General features: G+C 68.1%; 26 protein-coding genes. 15 read left to right on the top strand and 11 right to left on the bottom strand.

Features of this window, described 5'->3' with window-relative positions; translation table 11 throughout:
- Window positions 1-64 precede the first annotated feature (64 nt).
- Window positions 65-1,768, top strand: coding sequence for a tetratricopeptide repeat protein (locus tag ASC79_RS03790; protein WP_056019892.1), 1,704 nt, complete (start codon window positions 65-67; stop codon window positions 1,766-1,768).
- A gap of 5 nt (window positions 1,769-1,773) precedes the next feature.
- Window positions 1,774-2,661: a 4-(cytidine 5'-diphospho)-2-C-methyl-D-erythritol kinase gene (locus ASC79_RS03785; protein ID WP_056019889.1), complete on the top strand. Its 888-nt coding sequence runs from the start codon at window positions 1,774-1,776 to the stop codon at window positions 2,659-2,661.
- 95 nt (window positions 2,662-2,756) lie between these two features.
- On the opposite strand, the gene ASC79_RS03780 is transcribed toward ASC79_RS03785, so the two are convergent.
- Complete coding sequence (locus ASC79_RS03780) at window positions 2,757-4,310, bottom strand: ammonium transporter (RefSeq protein WP_056019886.1); 1,554 nt, start codon at window positions 4,308-4,310, stop codon at window positions 2,757-2,759.
- Between the two features lie 37 nt (window positions 4,311-4,347).
- Window positions 4,348-4,686 (bottom strand): P-II family nitrogen regulator, encoded by a 339-nt coding sequence (locus tag ASC79_RS03775; protein WP_056019881.1) that lies wholly within the window; start codon window positions 4,684-4,686, stop codon window positions 4,348-4,350.
- A gap of 346 nt (window positions 4,687-5,032) precedes the next feature.
- On the opposite strand from ASC79_RS03775, the gene ASC79_RS03770 reads away from it, so the two are divergent.
- From ASC79_RS03770 to ppdK, 4 genes are all read left to right on the top strand, one after another.
- Window positions 5,033-5,428 carry a hypothetical protein gene (locus ASC79_RS03770; protein WP_156378324.1) on the top strand — a complete coding sequence of 132 codons (396 nt, stop codon included), beginning with the start codon at window positions 5,033-5,035 and terminating at the stop codon, window positions 5,426-5,428.
- Between the two features lie 81 nt (window positions 5,429-5,509).
- Window positions 5,510-6,445, top strand: a complete 936-nt coding sequence (locus tag ASC79_RS03765; RefSeq protein WP_056019874.1) for a glycine--tRNA ligase subunit alpha — start codon at window positions 5,510-5,512, stop codon at window positions 6,443-6,445.
- A 2-nt stretch (window positions 6,446-6,447) separates the two neighbouring features.
- The gene (gene glyS / locus ASC79_RS03760) at window positions 6,448-8,742 is read left to right on the top strand and encodes a glycine--tRNA ligase subunit beta (protein ID WP_056019872.1); all 2,295 of its coding nucleotides are present in this window, start codon (window positions 6,448-6,450) and stop codon (window positions 8,740-8,742) included.
- Between the two features lie 14 nt (window positions 8,743-8,756).
- The gene (gene ppdK / locus ASC79_RS03755) at window positions 8,757-11,453 is read left to right on the top strand and encodes a pyruvate, phosphate dikinase (protein ID WP_056019870.1); all 2,697 of its coding nucleotides are present in this window, start codon (window positions 8,757-8,759) and stop codon (window positions 11,451-11,453) included.
- A 123-nt stretch (window positions 11,454-11,576) separates the two neighbouring features.
- Here the strand turns inward: ppdK and ASC79_RS21330 are convergent, their stop codons facing one another.
- Window positions 11,577-12,437, bottom strand: a complete 861-nt coding sequence (locus tag ASC79_RS21330) for a hypothetical protein (protein ID WP_056019867.1) — start codon at window positions 12,435-12,437, stop codon at window positions 11,577-11,579.
- Window positions 12,438-12,707: 270 nt separating this feature from the next.
- A complete protein-coding gene (locus ASC79_RS03745) occupies window positions 12,708-13,280 on the bottom strand; it encodes a CAP domain-containing protein (protein ID WP_056019864.1) in 573 nt (190 codons plus the stop codon).
- A gap of 229 nt (window positions 13,281-13,509) precedes the next feature.
- On the opposite strand from ASC79_RS03745, the gene ASC79_RS03740 reads away from it, so the two are divergent.
- From ASC79_RS03740 to ASC79_RS03730, 3 genes are all read left to right on the top strand, one after another.
- Window positions 13,510-14,250, top strand: coding sequence for a DsbA family protein (locus tag ASC79_RS03740; RefSeq protein ID WP_162244253.1), 741 nt, complete (start codon window positions 13,510-13,512; stop codon window positions 14,248-14,250).
- A 116-nt stretch (window positions 14,251-14,366) separates the two neighbouring features.
- Entirely contained in the window at window positions 14,367-15,233 is an 867-nt protein-coding gene (gene yghU / locus ASC79_RS03735; RefSeq protein WP_056019858.1) for a glutathione-dependent disulfide-bond oxidoreductase, read from the top strand.
- A gap of 2 nt (window positions 15,234-15,235) precedes the next feature.
- Window positions 15,236-15,862, top strand: coding sequence for a CoA pyrophosphatase (locus ASC79_RS03730; RefSeq protein ID WP_056019855.1), 627 nt, complete (start codon window positions 15,236-15,238; stop codon window positions 15,860-15,862).
- 1 nt (window position 15,863) lies between these two features.
- On the opposite strand, the gene ASC79_RS03725 is transcribed toward ASC79_RS03730, so the two are convergent.
- Window positions 15,864-16,457 carry a TetR/AcrR family transcriptional regulator gene (locus ASC79_RS03725; protein WP_056019852.1) on the bottom strand — a complete coding sequence of 198 codons (594 nt, stop codon included), beginning with the start codon at window positions 16,455-16,457 and terminating at the stop codon, window positions 15,864-15,866.
- A gap of 202 nt (window positions 16,458-16,659) precedes the next feature.
- On the opposite strand from ASC79_RS03725, the gene ASC79_RS03720 reads away from it, so the two are divergent.
- Window positions 16,660-17,946 (top strand): cytochrome P450, encoded by a 1,287-nt coding sequence (locus ASC79_RS03720; RefSeq protein ID WP_056019846.1) that lies wholly within the window; start codon window positions 16,660-16,662, stop codon window positions 17,944-17,946.
- Between the two features lie 25 nt (window positions 17,947-17,971).
- Here ASC79_RS03720 and ASC79_RS21325 read toward each other — a convergent pair whose 3' ends face one another.
- The 5 genes from ASC79_RS21325 to ASC79_RS03700 form a co-directional block, all read right to left on the bottom strand.
- On the bottom strand, window positions 17,972-18,133 hold the full coding sequence (locus tag ASC79_RS21325; protein WP_200937072.1) for a hypothetical protein: 162 nt from the start codon (window positions 18,131-18,133) through the stop codon (window positions 17,972-17,974).
- 62 nt (window positions 18,134-18,195) lie between these two features.
- The gene (locus ASC79_RS03715; RefSeq protein WP_235528865.1) at window positions 18,196-18,588 is read right to left on the bottom strand and encodes a DUF2322 family protein; all 393 of its coding nucleotides are present in this window, start codon (window positions 18,586-18,588) and stop codon (window positions 18,196-18,198) included.
- 36 nt (window positions 18,589-18,624) lie between these two features.
- Window positions 18,625-19,335, bottom strand: coding sequence for a glutathione S-transferase family protein (locus ASC79_RS03710; RefSeq protein ID WP_156378323.1), 711 nt, complete (start codon window positions 19,333-19,335; stop codon window positions 18,625-18,627).
- An 88-nt stretch (window positions 19,336-19,423) separates the two neighbouring features.
- Entirely contained in the window at window positions 19,424-19,777 is a 354-nt protein-coding gene (locus ASC79_RS03705; protein WP_156378322.1) for a hypothetical protein, read from the bottom strand.
- A 24-nt stretch (window positions 19,778-19,801) separates the two neighbouring features.
- Window positions 19,802-20,257 carry a cupin domain-containing protein gene (locus ASC79_RS03700; RefSeq protein ID WP_056020992.1) on the bottom strand — a complete coding sequence of 152 codons (456 nt, stop codon included), beginning with the start codon at window positions 20,255-20,257 and terminating at the stop codon, window positions 19,802-19,804.
- 111 nt (window positions 20,258-20,368) lie between these two features.
- Here ASC79_RS03700 and ASC79_RS03695 point away from each other — a divergent pair, with 111 nt between their 5' ends.
- The 5 genes from ASC79_RS03695 to ASC79_RS03675 are packed head-to-tail and all read left to right on the top strand — an operon-like array spanning window position 20,369 to window position 24,419.
- The gene (locus ASC79_RS03695) at window positions 20,369-21,049 is read left to right on the top strand and encodes a GNAT family N-acetyltransferase (RefSeq protein ID WP_056020989.1); all 681 of its coding nucleotides are present in this window, start codon (window positions 20,369-20,371) and stop codon (window positions 21,047-21,049) included.
- Window positions 21,050-21,101: 52 nt separating this feature from the next.
- Window positions 21,102-21,410, top strand: coding sequence for a hypothetical protein (locus ASC79_RS20990; RefSeq protein ID WP_156378321.1), 309 nt, complete (start codon window positions 21,102-21,104; stop codon window positions 21,408-21,410).
- Window positions 21,411-21,461: 51 nt separating this feature from the next.
- Window positions 21,462-22,955 carry a DNA mismatch repair protein MutT gene (locus tag ASC79_RS03685; protein ID WP_056019837.1) on the top strand — a complete coding sequence of 498 codons (1,494 nt, stop codon included), beginning with the start codon at window positions 21,462-21,464 and terminating at the stop codon, window positions 22,953-22,955.
- A gap of 1 nt (window position 22,956) precedes the next feature.
- Window positions 22,957-23,988, top strand: a complete 1,032-nt coding sequence (locus ASC79_RS03680) for a mechanosensitive ion channel family protein (protein ID WP_056019834.1) — start codon at window positions 22,957-22,959, stop codon at window positions 23,986-23,988.
- Window positions 23,985-24,419, top strand: a complete 435-nt coding sequence (locus ASC79_RS03675) for a DUF488 family protein (RefSeq protein WP_056019831.1) — start codon at window positions 23,985-23,987, stop codon at window positions 24,417-24,419. The genes ASC79_RS03680 and ASC79_RS03675 overlap by 4 nt, the downstream gene beginning before the upstream one ends.
- On the opposite strand, the gene ASC79_RS03670 is transcribed toward ASC79_RS03675, so the two are convergent.
- Window positions 24,416-24,637, bottom strand: a complete 222-nt coding sequence (locus ASC79_RS03670) for a hypothetical protein (protein ID WP_056019828.1) — start codon at window positions 24,635-24,637, stop codon at window positions 24,416-24,418. The genes ASC79_RS03675 and ASC79_RS03670 overlap by 4 nt on opposite strands.
- Window positions 24,638-24,660 lie beyond the last annotated feature (23 nt).

Below are 24,660 nucleotides of genomic sequence, written 5' to 3'. Positions count from 1 at the left end.
GAATTCACCCCAGTTCGTCGACCACGCCTTGAACTCGCCCCCGAAAGCGCCGAGTTTCGCAGCCATGCGCCGTCTGCTTGCCGCCATCGCCCCGCTTCTCCTTGTCACGGCTTGCGCCACCGCGCCGCAGGACGTCGCCTGGAGCCCCCCGATGTCCGACGGCATGGGCGGCTCGGCCTATGGCGCCTTCCTGGCCGGGCAGGGCGCGCTCAACGACGGAGCCGGCGCCGAGGCGGCCGCCTACTTCGCCCGCGCCGAGCTTGAGGGCGGCGCCAGCGACATGCTTCGCGACCGCGCCTTCACCGCTGCGGTGCTGGCCGGCGACATCACCAAGGCCGCGGCGCTCGCGCCCGATGGCGTTGAATCTTCCGAAGCCACCAAGCGCCTGGGCCAGCTGGTCAAGGGCGTCGAGTTCATGGCGCAGGGCGACGGCAAGTCGGCCCAGGCCGCGTTGTCCGGCGACGTCATCGGCTTTCCGCATCGCGGCGCGGCCGCGCTGCTCTCGCCCTGGGCCGCCGCCATGGCCGGCGACCAGGAGGGAGCTCTCGTCCGGCCCGAAATGCGCGGCGATCGCGTGGTCGACTACTTCGGCCAACTGGGTCAGGCCTATCTCTACGAGCGCGGCCGGCGCTACGACGAGGCCGAGACCAACTACAAGGCCCTGACCGGCAGCGACGCCCCCGGCGACATCGCGGTCCAGGCCTACGGCGCGTTCCTGGAGCGCCGCGGGCGCCGGCCTGACGCCATCGCGCTCTACGACCGCGCCCTGACCAGCCAGCCGAACAACCAGGGCCTGATCGCCTCCCGGGCCCGCGCCGCGAGCGGCAAGGGCGCCCCGGCCGCCCCGACCCTGCGCCAGGGCGCGGCCCAGGTGCTGGTCGCGCCGGCCGCCGGCATGTTGGCCGCCAAGCAGGAGCAGCTCGGCCTCGCCTATCTGCGGCTGGCCCTGCGGCTTGATCCCGGCCGCGACACCGCCTGGCTTCTGGTCGGCGACATCATGGAAGCCGCCGGCGACGTCGAGGGCGCCCGCGCCGCCTATTCGAAGCCCAAGCCGGGCTCCAGCGAGTACGCGGCCGCCCACAGCAAGCTGGCCTGGAGCTACCAGAACGCCAAGCAGCCTGACGTGGCGCTGAAGATGGCCCAGGAGGCCGCGGTCCGCGGCGACGCCGAGGCCAAGCTGACCTATGCCGACCTGCTGCGGGTGAACGAGCGCTACGGGGAATCCGCCAAGGAACTCACCGGCCTGATCGACGAGAGCGCCTCGCCTGACTGGCGGCTGCTCTACATGCGCGGCATCGCCTACGAGCGCGCGGGCAACTGGCCCGAGGGCGAGCGCGACCTGAAGGCGGCCCTGGAACTGCGCCCCGACGAGCCCGAGCTTCTCAACTACCTCGGCTACACCTGGATCGACCGGGGCGAGCGCCTGGCCGAGGCCCTGGGGATGGTCGAGCGCGCGGTCGCCGCCAACCCGCAATCGGGCGCGATGATCGATTCCCTCGGCTGGGCCCACTACCGGCTCGGCGACTACAAGAAGGCCGTCGATCTGCTGGAACAGGCCGTCGAGCTCGAGGCCGGCGACCCGGAGATCAACAACCACCTGGGCGACGCCTATTGGCGCGTCGGACGCCGGATCGAGGCGGAGTTCCAGTGGCGGCGGGTGCTGACGCTGGATCCGGACGCCAAGATCAAGGCCGACGTCGACGCCAAGCTCGCCTCCGGACAGGGCCCGAAAGGGCCGGCCGCCGCGCCGCGCGTCGCCGGGCAATAGCGTCCATGAGCCCCGTCGCCTTCGCGCCGGCGAAGATCAACCTGTTCCTGCACGTCGGCGCTCCGGGCGCCGACGGCTTCCATCCCCTGTGCAGCCTGATGGCCTTCGCCGATGTCGGCGACCGGGTCGTGCTGCATGAGGCTGACGCCTTGTCGGTCCGCGTGCATGGACCGTTCGCTGGAATGCTGGCGGGCGAGGGCGACAATCTCGTCCTGCGCGCGGCCAGGGCGTTGATCGCGCGGGCGCGCGGACCCCAGCCCCTGATCGGTCTGTCGTTGGAAAAACTCTTGCCTGTGGCCGCTGGCCTCGGCGGCGGCTCCAGCGACGCCGGCGCGGCGCTGCGGGTGCTGCGGACGGCGCTCGGCGTTCAGGTCGACGACGTGGAGCTTGAGGCGATCGCCGCCTCGCTTGGCGCTGACGGCGCGGCCTGCCTCTGGGGCCGGCCGGTGCTGGCGCAGGGCAGGGGAGAGCTGCTGACGCCTGCGCCGGTTCTGCCGACGATCGAGGCCGTGCTGGTCAATCCGCGGGTCGAGGTCGCCACCCCGGCGGTCTACAAGGCCTTCGACGCCATCGGCCGTTTTGGCGACGTCGAGCCGCCGCCTCTGCCGCCGGCCTTCGAAAGCGTCGAGGAACTGGCCGCCTGGCTCGGCATGATGCGCAACGACCTGGAGGCGCCGGCCGTCGGTCTCGCGCCTGAGATCGGCGACGTCCTGGCGACCTTGGCCGACGAGCGCGAGACGCTGATCGCCCGGATGTCCGGATCCGGCGCCACCTGCTTCGCCATCTGTTCCAGCGACATCGAGGCCGACGCCCTGGCCGAGCGCGTGGTCGCGATGCGGCCCGGCTGGTGGACGGTCCGCTGCCGCCTGGGCGGCCCTTGGCCGGAATCCTGATCCATAAATAGAAACGGGGCCCCGAAGGACCCCGTTCCGTATTTCGTCCAGGTGCGACCGGGGCGGAGGTCCTTTGGGCCTCCGCCCCCGCGCGCTTACGAGTGGTACGCGCGCTCCCCGTGTTCGGTGATGTCCAGGCCTTCTTCTTCGGTCTCGACCGACGGCCGCAGGCCGATGGTGTACTTGATCACGAAGAAGACGATCGAGGACATGACGCCCGACCAGGCGATGGCCACCAGGACCGCCTTGATCTGGGCCAGCACTTGCGTGCCCATGACGTAGGCGGCGGTGTCGCAGGTCGAGATATCGCCGTCGAGGGCGCAGGTCGTGTAGTCGACCACGCCCGCGCCGCCCCAGGCCGGGTTGACCAGCAGGCCGGTCGCGATGGCGCCGACGATGCCGCCCACGGCGTGGATGCCGAAGGCGTCCAGGCTGTCGTCGTACTTCAGCGCGTTCTTGATGGTCGAGCAGAAGAACACGCAGATCGGCGAGACGATCAGGCCCAGGACCACCGCGCCCACCGGGCCGGCGAAGCCGGCGGCCGGGGTGACGGCGACCAGGCCGGCGACCAGGCCGGAGGCGAGGCCCAGCATGCTGGCCTTGCCGCGGGTCAGCCATTCGACCGCGACCCAGGAGATGCCCGCCGCAGCGGTGGCGACCAGGGTGTTGATCATGGCCAGGGCGGCGTAGCCGTTGGCTTCCAGGTTAGAGCCGGCGTTGAAGCCGAACCAGCCCACCCACAGCAGACCAGCGCCCGTGAGGGTCAGGGTCAGCGAGTGCGGGGGCATCGCTTCTTGGCCATAGCCCTTGCGCGGACCGACGATCAGCGCGCCGACCAGAGCCGCGATACCAGCGTTGATGTGCACCACGGTGCCGCCCGCGAAGTCGAGGGCGCCGAAGCCCCACAGCAGGCCCGATTGGATCGGATCGCCCGGCGCGGCCGCAACCGCGTCCGGACCAGCCCACCACCACACCATGTGCGCCATCGGATAGTAGGACAGCAGCGGCCAGAGGATCGCGAAGGCCACCACGGCGGCGAACTTCATCCGCTCGGCGACGCCGCCCAGGACCAGCGAGGCCGTGATGCAGGCGAAGGTCATCTGGAAGCAGATGAACACGAGTTCCGGAATCGCTATGCCGGTCGAGAAGGTGGCCACGACGCTGGCTGGCGTCACGTCCTTCAGGAACAGGCGACCGGCGCCGCCGACGAAGCTGTCGAGCGCCCCGCCGTCGGTGAAGGCCAGGCTGTAGCCGTAGAACAGCCAGGCGATCATGCCGATGACGGTCACGGTCGAGACCTGCATCAGCATCGAGAGCATGTTCTTCTGACGGACCAGGCCGCCGTAGAACAGGGCGAGGCCTGGAATGATCATCAGCAGCACCAGGACGGTCGAAACCAGCATCCAGGTGGTATCGCCCTTGTCGACGGTCGGGGCGGCGGCTTCGGCGGCCGGAGCGGCTTCGGCGGGAGCAGCCTCCGCCGGCGCCGCGACCGCAGCGGCCGCTTCCGGCGCGGCGGCGACGGGCGCTTCAGCGGCGACCGGCGCCGGCGCGGCTTCTTGCGCCATCGCCGCCGGGGCGAGCGCGCCGCCCGCTAGTGCGACGGCGAGCGCTAGGCCCGTCAGTTTATGGAATCTCGTCTTGTTCATTGTCGTTATCCCCTTGTCCCGATGAGTTCGGCGCGCGTCACAGCGCCGCCGTGCCGGACTCGCCGGTCCGAATGCGTACGGCGTCCTCGACGTCGAGGACGAAGATCTTGCCGTCACCGATCTTGCCGGTGGCGGCGGCCCCCTTGATGGCCTCCACGGCCTTGCCGGCCGCAGCGTCGTCGACCACGGCTTCCAGTTTCACCTTGGGCACGAAGTTCACCTGGTACTCGGCGCCCCGGTAGATCTCCGTCTGGCCCTTCTGCCGGCCGTAGCCCTTCACTTCGGAAACCGTCAGCCCTTCGATGCCGGCGGCTACGAGCGCTTCGCGCACGTCGTCCAGCTTGAAGGGTTTGACGATCGCTATGATCAGTTTCATCGCCTGCTCCTGCCCGCCCCAAGCCAGGGGGCGCGCCTCGATTTGAACCGCATCCGCCGGAAGATGCGGCTGGCATCCCCCCTCCGACGGCTAGGGCGACGCTATCGACGCGCGGCCCGGCGAACGGCGCCCGGTAACTTCTGGTCAATGAAAAGGCGCGCACGGCCCGATTGCTGTGCAGAACGGGGGTGCGGCGCCCAAAAACCAGGCGGATTAACGCTCCAGCCGCTGTTCTGACTCCCGGCGCCTGAGGTTTGGGCCGGGAACAAAAGCCCTGCGCCGAGCGCTAGAATGGGCACGCTGCTCGGTAGTGGGGGCCGGGCGGCATCACTCGGAGGCGATGACGATGATGATGAGAACCCTACTGACTGCTGCGGCGGCGACCGCCCTCATGGCCGGCGCTGCGTATGCTGGCGAAGGCGCGAAGAAGGCCAAGCCTGCTGACGCGGCCGCCACTCAGATGAATGATCAGAGCGGGACGCCGATGACCCCGCCCGGCGCTGATGCGTCCGATACGACCGTGAATCCGTCGAGCGACGCCGCGGCGATGCCGCCGCCGGCCAGCGACACGGCCGCCATGCCGCCGGCCAGCGCCGATGCGTCCGCAGAAGGCGTGCCGGCTTCGGCGACGGTCGCCAGCAACGCCGTCACCAATGGACCGGTGGCCGACACGCCCGAGAACAGGGCTAAGTTCAAGCCGTTGTCACGGGCCGGTCGGGCGACCACGCCGCGCGGCAACTAGAACAAGGCTTTCCGCCTTGAAGCGAAGGTCGGCGGGCCCTATGGTCCGCCGACTTTTTTTGCGCCTGCGAAAACCAGCTAAATGTCAGCCAACAAGCCGCTTTCGTTTCAGGGCCTTATCCTGAAATTGCATGACTATTGGAGCCGTCAGGGCTGCGTGATTCTGCAGCCTCACGACGTCGAAGTGGGGGCGGGCACGCTTCATCCGGCCACGGTGCTTCGCGCATTGGGTCCCAAGCCCTGGCGTGCGGCCTACGTGCAGCCTTCGCGCCGCCCGGCCGACGGCCGCTATGGCGAGAACCCGAACCGGCTGCAGCACTACTATCAGTATCAGGTCATCCTGAAGCCGAACCCCGACAACCTGCAGGAGCTCTACCTGGGCAGCCTGGAGGCGATCGGCCTCGACACCCGCCTGCATGACATCCGGTTCGTGGAAGACGACTGGGAAAACCCGACTGTCGGCGCCTGGGGCCTGGGCTGGGAAGTCTGGTGCGACGGCATGGAAGTCACCCAGTTCACCTACTTCCAGCAGGTCGGCGGCCTGGACGTCTGGCCGGTCGCCGGCGAGCTGACCTACGGGCTCGAGCGCCTGGCCATGTATCTCCAGAACGTGGACCATTTCACCGATCTGGCGTTCAACGATCCCGACGGCCCGCTGCCGATGACCTATGGCGACGTGTTCCTCGAGAACGAGCGCCAGCAGTCGGAAGCCAACTTCCACCTCTATGACGTCGACACCCTGAAGCGTCAGTTCGAGGACATGGAGCGCCAGGTGCCGCGCATCCTCGAAGGCCGCGGTCCGCAGGGCCAGCGCACGGTGCTGCCCGCCTACGACCACGTCCTCAAGGCCAGCCACCTGTTCAATCTGATGGACGCCCGCGGCGCCATCGCCGTGGCCGAGCGCCAGAGCTACATCGGCCGCATCCGCGACCTGACCAAGATGTGCGCCGAGGCCTGGGTCGAGAACGAAGGCGGCAACGCCGCGAAGACCGACGCCGAACCGGTGGTGAAGGCCTGACCATGCCGCAATTGCTGATCGAACTGTTCTCCGAAGAGATTCCCGCGCGCATGCAGGTGCAGGCCGCGCGAGACTTCGACCGCATGTTCCGCGAGCGCTTGGCCGAGCAGGGCCTGCTGCCGGAAGGTCTCAAGACCTTCTCGGGCCCGCGCCGCCTGACCCTGGTGGCCGAAGGCCTGCCCGAGGCTCAAGGCGACCGGCACGAGGAGCGCAAAGGCCCGCGCGTCGGCGCGCCCGACGCCGCCATCGAAGGCTTCCTCCGGTCGACCGGCCTGACCCGTGAGCAACTCACGGAGAAAGACGGCGTCTGGTTCGCACATATCCATCGCAAAGGTCGTGCGACCGCCGAGATCCTGGCCGAGATCCTCGACCAGGTGATCCGCAACTTCCCGTGGCCCAAGTCGATGACCTGGGGCCGCGGCACGCTGCGCTGGGTGCGGCCGCTCAAGCGCATCGTCTTCCTGTTCGACGGGCAGATCGTGCCCTTCAACATCGACGGCATCGAGGCCGGCGACGTGACCGAGGGCCATCGGTTCATGGGATCGGGCAAGCCCTTCAAGGTGAAGGACTTCGACAGCTACCGCGACAAGCTGGCCGCTCACTTCGTCATCCTAGATCCCGAGGAGCGCAAGGACCGCATCATGGACGGCGCGCGCACCCTGTGCTTCGCGCGCAATCTTGAGCTGGTCGACGACGACGGCCTGCTGGACGAGGTCGCGGGCCTGGCCGAATGGCCGACCCCGGTCCTCGGCGACATGGATCCGGCCTTCCTGGACCTGCCGCCGGAAGTGATCCGCACCTCCATGCGGACCCACCAGAAGTACTTCGCGGTCTCCGATCCCAGCCGTGCGAACGGCAATGGCGGCCGCAAGCTCGCGCCGAACTTCCTCACCGTCGCCAACATCGAGGCGGCGGACGGCGGCAAGGAGATCGCCCGCGGCAACGCCAAGGTGCTCTCCGCGCGTCTCAACGACGCCCGCTTCTTCTGGGACGAAGACCGCAAGGTCACGCTGGAGGAGCGCCTCAAGAAGCTCTCCGGCGTCACCTTCCACGCCAAGCTCGGCACTCTGGCCGAGCGGGTCGAACGCCTTGAGCTGTTGGCCAAGGCCATTGCGCCGCGCGTGGGCGCCGATGTGCCGAAGGCGGTTTTGGCCGCCCGCCTGTCGAAGGCCGACCTCGCCACCGGCATGGTGGGCGAGTTCCCCGAGCTGCAGGGCCTGATGGGCGGCTACTACGCCCGAGAGGAGAAGATCAGCCCGGTCGTCGCCGACGCCATCCGCGACCACTACCGCCCGGTCGGAGCCAAGGACGAGGCGCCCGACACCCCGGTGACCATGGCCGTGGCCATCGCTGAAAAGCTCGACACGCTGGTCGCCTTCTTCGCCATCGACGAAAAGCCGACCGGCTCGCGCGACCCGTACGCCCTGCGTCGCGCCGCGCTCGGCATCATCCGCATCCTGCTGGGGTCCGAAGCCCGCGCTCCGGTGCGCGAGCTTGTCGCCGACTGGTACAGGTCGCTGCGCTGCTACGTCGATCCGGGCCGTGCGCTCTACGTTTCGACCCGCCGCACGACCGGCTACCTCGGTCCCGCCTACCGATCGCCGTCCGAAGTCTTCGAGACCTATGTCGAGGAATTCGAGAACGCGCTGCTGGAAGGCGTTCCCTATGTCGTCTCGACGACCGAGGACTTCGACATCCGTTTCGACCGCTCGGCTCCGGCCGGCGATCCGCCGGAAGGCGAAGTCCAGTTCCAGTTCCGCCCCTATGGCGTGGTCGCCGACGAGGTGCTGGGCTTCCTGGCCGATCGCCTGAAGGTCGCCCTGCGCGACCAGGGCAAGCGCCATGACCTGGTGGACGCCGTGTTCGCCCTCGGCGACGACGACCTCGTGCGCATCGTCGCGCGGGTCGAGGCGCTGGATCATTTCCTGACCGGAACAGACGGCCAGAACCTGCTGGCTGGCTACAAGCGCGCCGGCAACATCCTCAAGGCCGAGGAAAAGAAGGGCGAGCTTCCAGCTGGTCCGGCCGTCGGCATGCCGGGTGCGCCAAAGGAGGAGGGGGCCCTGATCGCCGCCCTCCAGGCCGCCGAGCCGGCCGTGGCGCAAGCGTTGCAGCAGGAAGACTTCGCCGACGCGATGCGTGCCCTCTCGGGACTGCGCGCGCCGGTCGACGCCTTCTTCGAGGCGGTGCTAGTGAATTCTGAAAACGCAGCGGAACGTGAGAACCGCCTGCGTCTTCTCGTGCAGGTTCGCGACCTCATGGAGCGGGTCGCGGACTTTTCGCAAGTGACGGGCTAAGGAGGCCTTAGGGAATGTCGACCGATACGCTGACCAAGTCGCGCTGGGTCTATTCCTTCGGTGGCGGCAGCGCCGATGGCGACGCCTCGATGAAGAACCTCCTCGGCGGCAAAGGGGCCAATCTCGCTGAGATGTCCTCCCTGGGTCTCCCGGTGCCGCCCGGCTTCACCATCACGACCGAGGCCTGCGTCCACTACTATTCGAACGAAAAGCAGTACCCGGCCGAGCTGAAGGACCAAGTCGTCACCGGCCTGGCGACCGTTGAGAAGATCACCGGCAAGACCTTCGGCGACACCGCCAACCCGCTGCTGGTCTCGGTCCGCTCGGGCGCCCGCGCCTCGATGCCGGGCATGATGGACACCGTCCTCAACCTCGGCCTCAACGACGAGACGGTCGAGGGTCTGGCCAAGCTGTCGGGCGACCGCCGCTTCGCCTTCGACAGCTATCGCCGCTTCATCCAGATGTACTCGGCCGTGGTGCTCGATCTCGACCACCACATGTTCGAGGAGATCCTCGACGAGCATAAGGAACGCCTCGACGTCACCGTCGACACCGGCCTGACCGCCGAGGACTGGGAAAAGGTCGTCGCCGACTACAAGGCCGCCGTTCAGCAGGAGCTGGGCCAGCCGTTCCCGCAGGATCCGCACGCCCAGCTCTGGGGCGCCGTCGGCGCCGTGTTCGCCAGCTGGATGAACGACCGCGCCAAGTTCTATCGCCGCATGCACGACATCCCGGAAAGCTGGGGCACCGCCGTCAACGTGCAGTCGATGGTCTTCGGCAACATGGGCGACTCGTCGGCCACGGGCGTGGCCTTCACGCGCAATCCGTCGACCGGCGAAGCCCGCCTCTACGGCGAGTTCCTGATCAACGCCCAGGGCGAGGACGTCGTCGCCGGCATCCGCACGCCCCAGGCCCTGACCAAGATCGCCCGCGAGGAGATGGGCGAGAAGGCCCTCTCCATGGAGGAGGCGCTGCCGGAGGTCTTCCTGCAGTTCAAGGCCGTCGTCGAGAAGCTCGAGAAGCACTATCGCGACATGCAGGACATCGAGTTCACGGTCGAGCAGGGCCGGCTCTACATGCTGCAGACCCGCAACGGAAAGCGCACCGCCAAGGCCGCGCTGAAGATTGCGGTCGATCTGGCCAGCGAAGGTCTGATCACCCAGGAAGAGGCGATCATGCGGGTCGAGCCCGCCAGCCTCGACCAGCTGCTGCACCCGACCATCGATCCGGCCAGCCCGCGCGACGTGATCACCACCGGCCTGCCGGCCTCGCCCGGCGCGGCGACCGGCAAGATCGTCTTCAACTCCGACGAGGCCGAGCGTCTCGGCTCGGCGGGCGAGGCGGTCATCCTGGTCCGTGACGAGACCAGCCCGGAAGACATTCATGGCATGCACGCCGCCCGCGGCATCGTCACCGCCCGCGGCGGCATGACCAGCCACGCGGCCGTCGTGGCCCGCGGCATGGGTCGTCCTTGCGTCTCCGGCGCCGGCGAGCTGCAGATCGACGGCAAGGCCAGCGAACTGCGCGTCCGCAGCCGCGTCTTCAAGGCCGGCGACATCCTCACCATCGACGGTTCGCGCGGCGAGATCCTCGCCGGCGCCGTGCAGATGATCGAGCCTGAGCTGACCGGCGACTTCGCCACCCTGATGGTGTGGGCCGACAAGGTCCGCCGCCTGAAGGTCCGGGCCAACGCCGAGACCCCGCTCGATGCGCGCACCGCTCGTCAGTTCGGCGCCGAGGGCATCGGCCTCTGCCGCACCGAGCACATGTTCTTCGACGAGGACCGCATCGCCGCCGTACGCGAGATGATCCTGGCCGACGACGAGGCCGGACGCCGCAACGCCCTGGCCAAGATCCTGCCGATGCAGCGCAACGACTTCGTCGAGCTGTTCACGATCATGGAAGGGCTGCCGGTCACCATCCGCCTGCTCGACCCGCCGCTGCACGAGTTCCTGCCGCACACCGAGGCCGATCTCCAGGCTGTGGCCGACGCCACCGGCATTGACGCGACCAAGCTGATGCGCCGCGCCAAGGAGCTGCACGAGACCAACCCCATGCTTGGTCACCGCGGCTGCCGTCTGGCCGTGTCCTATCCCGAGATCTACGAGATGCAGGTCCGCGCCATCTTCGAAGCGGCCTGCGAGATCGCCGAGAGCGGCAAGGCTGCGCCGATCCCGGAGATCATGCACCCGCTGGTCGCCAAGGGCGAAGAGATGCGCTACCTGCGCCAGCTCACCGACAAGACGGCCCAGGCGGTGCTCAAGGAACGCGGCCGCGAGATCGAGTACCAGGTCGGCACGATGATCGAACTGCCGCGCGCGGCCATCCGCGCCGGCGACCTGGCGGAGAACGCCGAGTTCTTCTCGTTCGGCACCAACGACCTGACCCAGACCACCTTCGGCATCAGCCGTGACGACTCCGGCCGGTTCCTGGGCGCCTATCTGGAAAAGGGCATCTTCGAAAAGGACCCCTTCGTCAGCCTCGATCAGGAAGGCGTCGGCGACCTGATCCGCCTCGCCGCCGAGCGCGGCCGCGCGGCCCGCCCGAACGTCAAGCTCGGCATCTGCGGCGAACACGGCGGCGATCCGGCCTCGATCGAGTTCTGCGAGAGCGTCGGCCTCGACTATGTCAGCTGTTCGCCTTTCCGGGTGCCGATCGCCCGTCTGGCCGCGGCCCAGGCCGCCGTCGGCGGTATGGAGAAGGACCGCTAGCAGGGCTCCGGCCCGCCGACAGGCGGGCCGCGATCACGCATAAGAAAAGGCCGCGCGGTTCGCGCGGCCTTTTTTGTTTGTCGCTCAGGTCGTCTGGCGGCCGGGGCCGCCAGAGCTGGGATGTCAGACCGTCTCGGTGCGGCCGCGCTGCAGGGCGCGCGAACGGCGCACCATGGTGCCCAGGCCGAAGAAGCCGATGATCATCGTCATCCACACGCCCGGTTCCGGGACAGGGCTGGTGATCGGCGGGTCGCCGCCGCCAGGCGGGTTGCCGCCACCAGGCGGATCGCCGCCACCGGGCGGGTTTCCACCGCCGGGCGGGTTGCCGCCCCCGGGGGGATTGCCGCCGCCAGGAGGATTGCCGCCGCCGGGCGGGTTCGAGGGATCGCCGCCGCCAGGCGGATTCGACGGGTCGCCGCCGCCGGGGGGCGTGGAAGGATTGCCGCCGATGGGGGGAAGCCCACCGCCGCCGCCGCCGCCGCGCGGGCCGAAGCCCATCGGGAAGCCGCCGCCGCCGGGGCCGTTGCTGATCGGCAGCGCGGCCAGGCCGGCGGGGCGCGAGGCCTCGGCCAGTTCGACCGGCGGACCGGCGATCTCGTCCAGCAGGTGCTGGGCCGGGGGCCGCGCTTCGGGGGGCAGGGCCGCCTGGATCGACGGCTTGGTGTCACATTCGGTCGAGGGAGCCGCCGGCGCGAACGCCGTGCGCATCGCGTAGGACGACTCCGGAAGCTTCTTCATCGGCGCGGCGGGCTTGGCTGCGGCCACCGCCTTGCGCGGCTTGGACGTCGCCGGCTTGCGGGCCTGCTGGCTTGCGGGCTTGGCCTTGGCGGGCTTCACGGCGCGTGCGGGCGCGGCGGCCTTCGGCGGGGCCGGCTTGGCCGCAGTGGGTCGCGAGACCTTGATGAAGCAGTCTTCGGCCGCTGCCGGCGCCGCAACCGCGGAGCTCAGAAGTGCGCCCATCACGACGTATTTGGCGATCGCCATGTCGTCCCCCCCTAAAGAGTAGCCTGTCCCACTGCGAAACAACGAAGCTTTCGCGGAGCAACCGGCGTGCCATGCGCGCACCAGTTAAAGGCGAGCGCTGCAATTTCCACCATATAGTACGCGGGAACATCGCGGAATATGCGTAATCAATTGTAAACCACGCAAACCCTTTGCCGTGACGGGTTTGCTACGCGTCAGCGGCCGCGGCGGAGCGTCGTTGGAAAGGATATCGCCCCAATCGGGCGAGCAACTGATTCGGCTGCTGCAAGTCTACTCGTCTGCAGCGAGAATACGGTCCAGTTGCGCGGTGATGATGCGCGGGGAGGGCGCGGCGCTGAAGTCCATGACGCACATCGTGCTGTAGTCGCGATGCGGCCCGCAGCTCACGCCGACCACCTTGAAGGCGGCGTGGAAGATATTGGTGCGGTGGCCGCGGTCCGGCACGCCGCTGTCGATGATCAGGGCGCGCACCACGTCCTCGGGCGAGGGTGGGCCATAGGCGATGTTCTCGGCCGACAACGCCGCCGCCGCGCCATGCCGGCGCACGCGGTCATAGAACCGCTCGCCGTTCGCGCTCGCATGTCCGATGTGGCCAGCCGGTCCCTGCAGCGAGACGTGCTCCAGGGCCGCGGAGGCCAGGCTGTCGTCCGGCCGCAGCGGCGCGAGCGGCCGTTGCTTCTTGAGATACTGGACAGCTTCGATGTACGCAGCGTGGTCCTCGGGCTCGCCAGCTTCGATCAGCGCGCGTTCCCAACGGGTGACGGGCTCTTGTTCGAGGCGCCTGGCGTATTCCTGAGGATAGGCGCGGGCGAAGTTGATCTCAGCTAGGATCGCGTCTTCCATCGGTCCAGCGCTCGCCGCGCTCGGCGCGCAAAGCGCGGCGCCGAGTACGAGGGCCAGGACGTGATGTGGAAAGCGAAGGTTCAACTGTATCGCCCATCAGGTTGCTGGGCTTAGATTGCAGTATCGCTATGTATTTGAACTTAAAGGTAATGGTTACGATCTTGGTTACCTTAACGCGAAATCAATGCGCAGGCCGCCGCGGCGCCGACGTCTGCAAGGTCTTGGGGGCATGAGCTTGAAGCCTTGGGCGATGCTCGCCTGCCTCCTGGCCCTGGCGGCCTGCGATGCAAAGCAGGAGGACGACTTCGATCGCCGCCTGCACGCCTATCTGGTCGCCAATCCCGAGGTGATCCGCGACGCGGCGACCAAGCTCCGCGACAAGCGCGCCAAGGAGGCGACCGCGGCGCTGCGCCAGGCGCAGCCGGCGCTGGAGCGGGACGATCGGGACTTCGTGGCCAATCCCGACGGGCGCGTGACCGTGGTTCAGTTCTTCGACTATCGGTGCCCCTACAGCCGTGCGGTGGCGCCGCACGTCGATGCTCTGATCGCCCAGAACCGCGACGTGCGTTTCGTCTTCAAGCAGTATCCGGTGTTCGGCAGCGCGTCGGACTATGCGGCGCGCGTCTCCCTGACGCCGCAAGGCAAGTCCAAGGGGCTGGAACTGCACCGCGCCCTCATGGGCCAGAAGGACCTGAGCGTCGTGCGCGTCGACCGCATCGTCGGGCGCCTGGGCCTCAACCCGCGTGAAGTGGAAGCGGCGGCCCGGAACCCGGCCATCGGCGAGCAGATCGACGACACCCGCGCCCTCGCGCAGGATATCCGGGTCACCGGCACGCCGACCTTCGTCGTGGCTGGCGAGACCATTCCCGGCGCCGATATCGAAAGGCTCGCCGACGCCATCGTCCGGGCGCGGGCGGCCTCGCTGGCCAGCGTCGGCGAGGCGCTCACCCGCACGCCTGTCGCGCCCTGACCGCGGCGGGTCGCGCCCGGCCAGTCTTGGCGCGATGCTGGCGATGGCCCACCATGGGCCCTACATGCTGAAACCAGCGGACACGCCGTCCGCCCCCGACGCCTGGAGCCCCACGTATGACCGAATATGTCCCGCCGAAGGTCTGGACCTGGAACAAGGAGAACGGCGGGCGCTTCGCCAATATCAACCGACCGATCGCCGGGGCGACCCACGACAAGGAATTGCCGGTCGGACGTCACCCGCTTCAGCTCTATTCGCTGGCCACGCCCAACGGCATCAAGGCGACGGTCATGCTCGAGGAACTGCTGGCCCTCGGCCACAGCGGCGCGGAGTACGACGCCTGGCTGATCAATATCGGTACGGGCGACCAGTTCGGCAGCGGCTTCGTCGACATCAACCCCAATTCCAAGATCCCGGCGCTGCTGGATCGCAGCGGCCCGACCCCGATCCGGGTGTTCGAATCCGCCGCGATCCTGGTCCACCTGGCCGAGAAGTTCGGCGCCCTGCTGCCGACCGATCCGGGCAAGCGGGCGGAGGCCTTCTCCTGGCTGTTCTGGCAGATGGGCAGCGCGCCCTATCTGGGCGGCGGCTTTGGCCACTTCTACGCCTACGCGCCGACCAAGATCGAATACGCCATCGACCGCTTCGCCATGGAGACCAAGCGCCAGCTGGACGTGCTTGAGCGGCGGCTGGGCGAGAGCAAGTACATCGCCGGCGATGAGTACACGATCGCCGACATCGCGATCTGGCCCTGGTACGGCGGCCTCGCCAAGGGCGTGCTCTACGAGGCGGGCGAGTTCCTCGCGGTGCACGAGTACGTCAACGTCCAGCGCTGGGCCGACCTGATCGCCGAACGTCCCGCTGTTCAGCGCGGGCGGATGGTCAACCGCACCTGGGGCGAACCCTCGACCCAGCTGCATGAGCGGCACGAGGCCAGCGACTTCGACACCAAGACGCAGGACAAGCTGCAGTCAGCGAAGTAGGCGTGAGCTACCCGTTCTCGCCCGCCTTCCGCGCCGAACTGGCGGCCCGCTGCCAGGCGTTCCCGCGCCTGGCCTATGATGGGCCGCAGCTCAAGCACGCGGCGGTGGCCATCACCCTGGTCGACGCCGGCGACGGCTCGGGCGAGACGGCGTTCCTGCTGACCCGGCGCTCGGCGACGCTGCGCGCCCACGCCGGGCAGTGGGCGTTGCCCGGCGGCCGCTGCGATGCGGGGGAAACCCTGCAGGAGGCGGCCTTGCGCGAACTGCATGAGGAACTTGGCCTGCAACTCGCGCCGGCCAACATCCTTGGGGTCCTCGACGACTACGCCAGCCGGTCCGGATACGCGATCGCGCCGGTCGTGGCCTGGCTCGACGATGTGCAGGCGATCGCGCCCAATCCCGACGAGGTGGCGTCCGTGCACCGCTTCCGTCTCGACCACATCGCCGGTCCCGAGGCGGTGGAGTTCGAGCGCATTCCCGAGAGCGAGCGGCCGCTGATCCGCCTGAACCTTGGGGAGCACCACATCCACGCCCCGACCGCGGCGTTGATCTACCAGCTGCGCGAAGTGGTCGCCGGCCGTGTCACCCGCGTCGCCGACCTGGACCAGCCGGTGTTCGCCTGGCGCTGAGTCAGGACTTTCCGTCGTCGGGATCGGCGATCAGCGTCGAGAAGACGGCGCTCACCCGCTCGATGAACACCTCGCGCTCACGCCCCTCCAGGGCCTCGCCGCGGATCAGACGCTCGACCAGGAAGCCGATATAGACCCCGGCCAGCACGCGGGCCCGGGCGTCGGCGTCCGTGCCGCCCAGCCAGTTGCGCATCGGGGCGAGCAGGCGCTCCTGCACCAGCACGTTCAGGAACGGCGCGGTGGCCTGCGACGTCGCCGCCCGCAGCAGGAACTGGAACCGGTGTGTCCTGGCCTCGTCGTCATGGGGCGTGCCGGCCAGCATCGTGGCGATGTCGACCGCAAAGGTCGTCCGGTCCCAATCGGCGAGGTCGTTCGTCCGGAACGAGGCCTTCAGGGCCTCGACGAACAGGGCTTCCTTGCCGCCGAAGTAGCGCTTGACCAGCGCCACATCGGCCCCGGCCTCGCCGGCGATGTCGCGCAGGGTGCAGTCGTAGCCGACGAGCGCGAATTGCTTCTTCGCCGCCTCCAGGATGGCCGCGCGGGTAGCCTCGGCGTCACGCCGGCGCGGACCTGGACGAACGAAGGTTTCTGTCATCGCCACCTGTGTACACCAAAGCGTGCAGAACGGTCAGGCCTCTCTGGCTCAGGCCGCGCGCCGCCTAGGCCACGCTAAGTCAATCGCCGTTGACATAGCTTCGGAGTGCGGTCAACCTTCCGCCAAGTCCGACGATACGGGCCGAGCAGCAGCGCTGTGCGGCGACGGAAAAAGTGGCGGGCGCCGAATTGGGAAGGAAGCCATGAACGTCTCCGCGAAAATCCAGGCTGCCGACGCGGTCGCCGAAATCGCCGCCATGCCGCTGGAGCAGCTCAACCCCGCCAAGGTGTCGCGCTTCTATGACGACACCATCTGGCCGGTGTTCGAGCGCCTGCGCCGCGAAGATCCCATCCACTTCACGCCCGACAGCGAGTACGGCCCCTATTGGTCGATCACCAAGTGGAACGACATCATGGCGGTCGACACCGACCATGAGGCGTTCTCGTCGGCCGAAGGCATCACCCTGATCAATCAGGTGGCCATGGCCGAACAGGAAAAGGTCATGGGCGTTCGTCGCCGCGGCGGCGCCGGCTTCATCACCATGGATGAGCCCCAGCACGGTCCGGCGCGCAAGGCGGTGAGCCCGACGGTCGCCCCCTCCAACCTGCACAACATGGCGCCGCTGGTGCGCGAACGCGCCGGCCAGATCCTCGACTCCCTGCCGATCGGCCAGGAGTTCGACTGGGTCGACCTGGTGTCCAAGGAACTGACGGCCATGACCTTGGCCACCCTCTTCGACTTCCCGTTCGAGGACCGCCGCAAGCTGACCTACTGGTCCGACATGGTCACCAACCAGCCTGGGCACGGGCCGGTGAAGAGCTGGGAACACAAGGGCCAGGCGATGATGGAATGCTTCGGCGCGTTCCAGGAGCTCTGGGACCAGCGCGTCAACGCCGAGCCGGCGGGCGACCTGATCTCCATGCTGGCGCACAATCCGGCCACCCGCGACATGGAGCTGGCCACCTATCAGGGCAATGTCATCCTGCTGATCGTCGGCGGCAACGACACCACCCGCAACACCATCTCCAGCAGCGTCTACTCGCTGAACAAGAACCCCGATCAGTACGCCAAGCTGCGCGCCAATCCGGACCTGGTGCTGTCGATGGTGTCGGAGACGATCCGCTGGCAGACGCCGCTGGCCCACATGGCCCGTGTCGCCACGCGCGACGTCGAGATGGGCGGCAAGACCATCAAGAAGGGCGACCGGGTCGCCATGTGGTACATCTCCGGCAACCGTGACGAAGAGATCGTCGATCGCCCGAACGAGTACATCATCGACCGCGAGCGGCCGCGCCAGCACATGTCGTTCGGCTTCGGCGTCCACCGCTGCGTCGGCAACCGCGTCGCCGAGATGCAGCTGACCATCATCTGGGAAGAGATTCTCAAGCGCTTCCCGGAGATCAAGGTCGTCGGCGAGCCGACCTTGAACTGGTCGGCCTTCGTGCACGGCTTCGAGACCCTGCCGGTGATCATCCCCTATCGGGTCTAGCCGGGCCGGCCGCCGCCGCGGGTGTTTAGAACACCCCGGCGCGCTGCCCGATGAAGATGATCGCCAGGACGATCAGGACCACCTGAATGATCCAGTTCAGCGGGGAGGGGATCGGCATCTTCTGCACCGCGAACAGCGCCAGGGCCAGAAGTACGACGACGACGAGGATCAGGATCAGCATGGACATGAGACCCAAACCTGCACCGTGACGTTAGGTTCCACGGCTTAGTTGGGTCCCATGGCCGCCGTTCAGTTGCCGGCGGCGATGACTTCGATACGCAGCGCACCGCCGCCGCCGGCGATTTCGAGCAGCCGGTCGATATTCGGATGCGCGCCAGGGCGGTTCTTGGCGTCAGTCGTATGCTCCGCGAACACGGCCAGCCCATGGTTCGCGGCGTTCTCGTCCAGGATGTCGAAGATCTGCTTCAGGTACTGGTAGACGGCCAATGAGCCTTGCTTGCCCGGCTGATTTTCGATGCAGCCGACGAGATCGCCCTTCGCGTCGCTGAGCTCGATGCGCTGCACGCCGTCAACCGGCGGCAGTTGCTGAAGATTGTCCTTGAAGATCGCACCTGGTTGAATCATCGCCGGCCCTGAATTGATTGCGGGGGGCGTGTACCACCTGCATGCACCGCCGGCCACGCATCGAATGCGGCCGGCGGTCCTGCTGCGCCGGGCCTATTGCTCGGCGGTCTCCATGGCGGCCTTGGCGGCGGCCATCATCTTCTCGAAGGCGCCGGAGCGGATCAGTTCACGGCGCTCTTCCAGACCACGGTGAAGTTCGGCCAGGGTCTTGGCGGCGTGCTCGTTCTGCTGGATGGCGGCCCACCAGGCGGCGACATTTTCGGCCTTGGGGATCGGGTTCTCCACACCGGTCCCCGGCAGGACGTTCTCCACCATGAACAGGGCCGGGACGAGCGCGCAGTCGGCCAGGGTGATCCGGCCGGCGCAGGCGTAGCCGTCGGTCCCGATCATCTTGTCCAGCGCCTTGATGTTGCGCACCACCTGGCCGCCCAGCAGGTCGACGACGCCCTGGTCGCGGTTTGCGGCGCGGCTCTGGGGCGAGAGCATGAACATGTTGTTCATCAGGTAGACGTCGCCGATCCGGGCGATCGTGCGGATGTGGGCGGTCTCGCGCGGGGTCGCGCCCAGCAGCGAGGGCTCGGGATAGATCTGCTCGATGTACTCGGCGATCACCTCGGATTCCGGCATCAGGTCGCCGTCGATGTCCAGCACCGGGATGCGGCCGATCGGCAGGCGCTTGCGGAACGAGGGCATGCCGAAGTCGGCGGGCCGCTCAAGAGCGATGTCGGTGATGCCCTTGGCGTAGATCTGCATCCGCACGCGGGCGGAATAGGGGCTGAGATCGCCCGAATAGAGCTTCATCATCGAGTGGCGTTTCCTGGTTTTCGTTGGGATCGTTTGTCCGACGCGGAGAAAACCACGAAATCGCCGCGAGGGGCAGGCGCCGCGGCCGCTAGCGAGGCTGCCGGTAGACGATATCCGACACCGCCGAACTGAAGCTGGAGACCTTATCGGTCTTGGCCGTGGCGCTCAGGCTCCCGTCGTCGCGCACGACCGGACAGAATAGGGCGGTGAGGTAGTTCACCGTATCGGCGTCGGAGAAGCCATGCTCGCGGAACAGCGGCACGGTGCGGGTCAGGACCCCGACATCGCCTAGCGCTCGCGGGTTTGGCACGAGGTCGCTCGCCAGTTTGCCGGTCGCCGCTGGCCCCAGCTTGGCCGGTTCGGGGCAGTCCAGCCGTTCGGCCCCAATCGCACCTTGCGGTGCCGCCAAGGCGATCCCCAAAGCGGCCGCGATTCCGATCATGCCATGCTGCATGTCCTGCCCTCGCTATGCGCCGCTGGCGGCCGGAACCGAGACCGAGAGTCCATAGGGCCGGCCCAGTTCGATCAGCCTGCCGAGGTCGGGCGCAGTGGGCGAGATCTCACGGTCGAAGTCGGTGAACATGTGCGAGGCCCCCTCGCGTGAGGTCAGCGAGACCATTTCGCCGCCGCCGCTGCCGAAGCGGAACCAGTGGGTGGTGCCCGCGGGCAAATGGACGAAGGTCCCCGCATGGGCCACCAGCTCGCGCTCTTCGATGCCGAACGCGATCTCGCCGGCGATCACATAGAAGGCCTCGTCCCAGGGATGGCTGTGCGGCGGCGGCCCGCTGCCCTCGGGTCCGATCTGGTGAAACACCTCGTAGCTGCCGGTCTGGCCGCCGGCGGCCAAGACGGTGATCTGCTCACCGACGATGTTCAACGGGCGCACCCCGTCGGTCATCTTCACGACGATTGGGTCGGCCATGATCGGCTGCTCCTTTGCGAGGGCCATGCTCGCAAGATAACACCGTTATCTTTGCGCGGCCATCGAGCGTCCGGGCTGCCAATCTCGCCCCTGCGCTGTATGGACGAGGCCATGTCGCATCCTCTCGATCGACCCGTCTGGTCGACCCTGACCGGCCGCCAGGCCGCGTTCCGCAGCAGCCACGGCGCGGCCCTGCGCTTCGCCTCCGAGTACGGGCTGTTTGCGGCCACGCCGGATATGTCGGCCGCCAGCCTGGGCGACCTCGCCGCGCTGGTCGCGCTGCATGGCGACGTCGCCCTGGTCGAGCCTGAGGAGCCGCCGCCGATCGCCGGTCTGACCGTGCGCAGCCGTGCGGTCTGCTGGCAAATGGTCGCCGAGGCGCCCAACCCTGTCGGCGAACCGGCCTTCGAGATCGAGGTCCTGACCGAGGCCGACGCGCCTCAGATGTTGGCCCTGGCCACAGACACCGCGCCTGGCCCCTTCTTCGCCCGCACGCATCAGCTTGGCCGGTTCGTGGGCGTCAAGCGCGATGGGCGGCTGGTCGCCATGGCCGGCGAGCGGATGCAGCCGCAGGGCTATACCGAGGTCAGCGGCGTCTGCACCGATCCTGCGCATCGCGGCCGCGGCTATGCGGCGGGGCTGATGCTCGAGGTCGCCGCCCGCATCCGGGCCCGCGGCGAGATCCCGTTCCTGCATTCCTACGCGCACAACACTGGCGCCATCGCGCTTTATCAGGCGCTGGGCTTCGACTTCCGCCGGGAACTGGTGATGACGACCCTGACGCGCGGCTAGCGCTCCGGGCCCAGGAAGGACTAGGCTCGCCCAAAGGCCAAGGGAGAGAGACATGGCGTTGGAACTGCGGACCCGCCGGGAGCCCGCCGCCCTCGTTGAGGCTGCGTCGCGCCGCCCGCGCGCTCAGTCGGTGTTCGTCGCGCCGCGGGCCACGCCGGCCGGGGCGGTCGGCCTGGGCGCGATGGGCAGCCTGGCGCTCGGCGCCATCGCCTTCGGCGCTTTCGCCGTTGGCGCGCTGGCGATCGGCAAGCTGGCCGTCGGCCGCGTGTCGGTGGGCCGGGCGCGGATCAAGCGCCTGGAGATCGACGAACTGACCGTGCGGCGCCTCACCATCCTCGACGACGGGGAGCCCCCTCGCTAGGTTCCGGCAAACGCCGCCGTGAAGGCGGCTTCTCGGAGCTAAATCATTCACATGCGTAGGTTCGTTGCGCCGCTGATCGCGGCCCTTTGCCTGCCCACGGCCGCGATGGCCGCGGCGCCCGTCTCCAACGACGGCCTCGCCCGGATCGAGATGCAGGTCGAGACCGGGTTTCTGAGCGCCGAGGAGCGCCAGGTCGTCAACCTGCTGATCCAGGCCGCCGACGAAATGACCGCCATCTACAAGCGCCAGGCCGCAGGGCAGGGGCCGGGCCACGGCTTCTATCCCGACGGGCTGACCAAGGCTGAACTGGACGCCTACATCGCCGCCCATCCGGCGCAGAAGGCCGCGCTCATGGACGGCTACACGGTGGTCAAGCGCGACGGCGGCAAGCTGGTCACCGTGCCCTACAACGTCGAGTACAAGGCCGAGTTGGAGCGCGCCGCGGCGCTGCTCGAAAAGGCCGCCTCCGTCACCTCGAACCCCAGCCTCAAGAAGTTCCTGACGCTCCGCGCCAAGTCCTTCCGGACCAACGACTATTTCGAGTCCGAGATGGCCTGGATGGACCTGTCGGGCACGCCGATCGAGGTCGCGATCGGCCCCTACGAGACCTATACCGACGAGCTCTATGGTCAGAAGACCGCCTTCGAAGCCTTTGTAACTCTTAAGGATCCTGCCGAGAGCAGCGCCCTGGACAAGTACAAAGGGTATCTGCGGGCCATGGAGGAGAACCTGCCGGTCGACAACCGCTACAAGAACTTCGCGCGCGGCGGCGAGTCGCCCATCGCGGTGGCCGAACAGGTGCGCGGCGGCGGCGACAACACGGTCGGTCCCCAGACCATCGCATTCAACCTGCCGAACGACGAGCGGGTGCGCGAAGCCAAGGGCGCCAAGAAGGTCGTCCTCTCCAACGTGCTGGGCGCGAAGTACGATCGAATTCTGAAGCCCATGGGCGAGCGCGTGCTCGTCCCCGACCAAGCCGCCCTGGTCAGCAAGAAGTACATGACGCTGGAGACGCTGTTCCACGAACTCTCGCACAGCCTCGGCCCGGGCTCGATCACCGTCGACGGTCGCGCGACCACCGTCTCGGCCGAGCTGAAGGAGATCGCCGGCACGGCTGAAGAGGCCAAGGCCGACGTCATGGGCGCCTACAACATCCTCTTCATGATGGATAAGGGCGAACTGCCGAAAGCCGAGCGTTCCCAGCTGTTTGCGAGCTATGCCGCCGGGATTTTCCGCGCGGTCCGCTTCGGCGCCGGCGAGGCCCACGGCCGCGGCGCGGCGCTGCAGTACGGCTATCTGAAGTCCAAGGGCGCGCTGGTCTGGGATCCCGCCGCCAAGCGCTTCCGGGTCGATGACGACGCCATGCAGGCCGGCCTCACCAGCCTGCTCGCCGAACTGATCAAGCTGCAGGGCGACGGCGACTATGCCGGCATGAACGCCTTCTTCGACAAGTACGCCAAGCTTGATCCCCAGGCCGAGACCGTGATCGCCACGCTCAAGGACATCCCCGTGGACATCGCGCCCGTCTACCCGGACAAGATCTGACATGAATTCGGAGCTCGCCGCCGACCTGCAGGCCTTCATGGCCTTTGAGCTTGTCCGGCTGGGCAAGACCTCGATCACCGTGGGAGGATTGGCGGCGGCGATATTCATCGTCTTCGCCTCGGTGATCGCCGGCCGCCTCGCCGCCGGCGCCATCCGCAGGATCAGGGGCCGGGTCGATACCGGCGCGGCCCCTTCGATCTACATCTTCGAGAAGCTCAGCACCTACGGCCTGGTGATCTTCGGGATCATCGCCGCCTTCTCGACCCTCGGCCTCGATCTGTCGTCCTTCACCCTGTTCGCCGGGGCGCTGGGCGTGGGCCTGGGCTTCGGCATGCAGGGCATCGTCAAGGAGTTCATCTCCGGCCTGGTCCTGCTGTTCGACAAGCTGGTCCATATCGGCGACTACATCGAGCTCCAGACCGGCGAGCGGGGCGTCGTCGCCGAGATCGGCCCCCGCGCGACGCGGATCCGCAACAACGACGACCTCGACGTCCTCATCCCCAATTCCCGGCTGATCGAGGCCCCGGTCACCAACTGGACGCACCAGAACGGCGCCCGCCGCATGCATATTCCCTTCCGCGTCGCCTACGGCGTCGACAAGGAGGCGGTGCGCGAGGCGGTGCTGCGCGCGGCCCACGCGGTTCCGTTCACGATGAAGGACACCTCGGTCCGCAAGACCCAGGTCTGGCTCATCGGCTTTGGCGAAAGCGGGCTGTCGTTCGAGCTGGTGGTCTGGCCCGCGCTGGAGGCGGTCAAGCGCCCCAACGCCACCCACGCCGCCTATACCTGGGCGATCGAGGATGCGCTTCGCAGCGGCGGCTTCGAGATCCCCCTGGCCCAACGCGAGGTGCGGGTCCGCTCTGTCTTCGGCGAAGAGGGCGAGGACGCGCTCCAGACCCTTGGGCTCGCCGGCCACGCCGTGGGCGCCCGGCCGAAGCGGGCCAGGGCCAGCACCAATGACGCCGCCGAGGATCTCGCCCGCGGCGCCGCCCAGGACGCGGCCGCTGGGGCCGCTCGGCCTAAGGCGAGGTGAAGCCGCTCGCCACCATCGGCTATGAGGCGAGCACCCAGGACGCGGTGATTGCGCGCCTCAAGGCGGCCGGGGTGGAGCTGCTGGTCGATGTCCGCGCGATCGCAGCCTCGCGCCGCGCCGGCTTCTCCAAGACCCTGCTCGCCGCCAGCCTCGCGCAGGCGGGCATCGACTACGTCCATCTTCGTCAGCTGGGAACGCCCAAGCCGGGCCGGGAGGCGGCGCGCAAGGGCAGGATCGCGGAGATGACCGCCATCTTCGAGGAGCATCTGGCCGAGCCGGCCGCGCAGCTCCAACTGGCCGCAGCCAAGGAGCTGGCCGCCGAGCGCAAGGTGGCGCTGCTATGCTTCGAGGCCGATCATCGCGGCTGCCACCGCAAGATCCTCGCTGATCTGATCTGCGAGGACCTGGGCTGCCCGATCGAGCATCTTTAGCCGCCGAAGGCGCGGCGCATCTTCTCCAGGGCCGGCGTGATGGTGTCCCAGTAGGGACGGGCGCACTCGCCATGCCACGGCCCGCTCAGGCCGCGGACGCCGTCGGGATCTTCATGAAAGTGCATGTTGGTGGTCGGCTCGCCGCTGCGGATCGGCAGCTTGCATTTCGGACACCAACGGCCGCGCGGATCGCCGCCCGGAACGTCGTCATAGGCCATGTCTGAATCCCCGAGGAACTAGG

It is taken from the genome of Phenylobacterium sp. Root1290, assembly GCF_001425305.1.
Taxonomy (GTDB): domain Bacteria; phylum Pseudomonadota; class Alphaproteobacteria; order Caulobacterales; family Caulobacteraceae; genus Phenylobacterium.
Note: the sequence above shows the minus strand (reverse complement) of the source record. Positions and strands in the feature narration are given on the sequence as shown.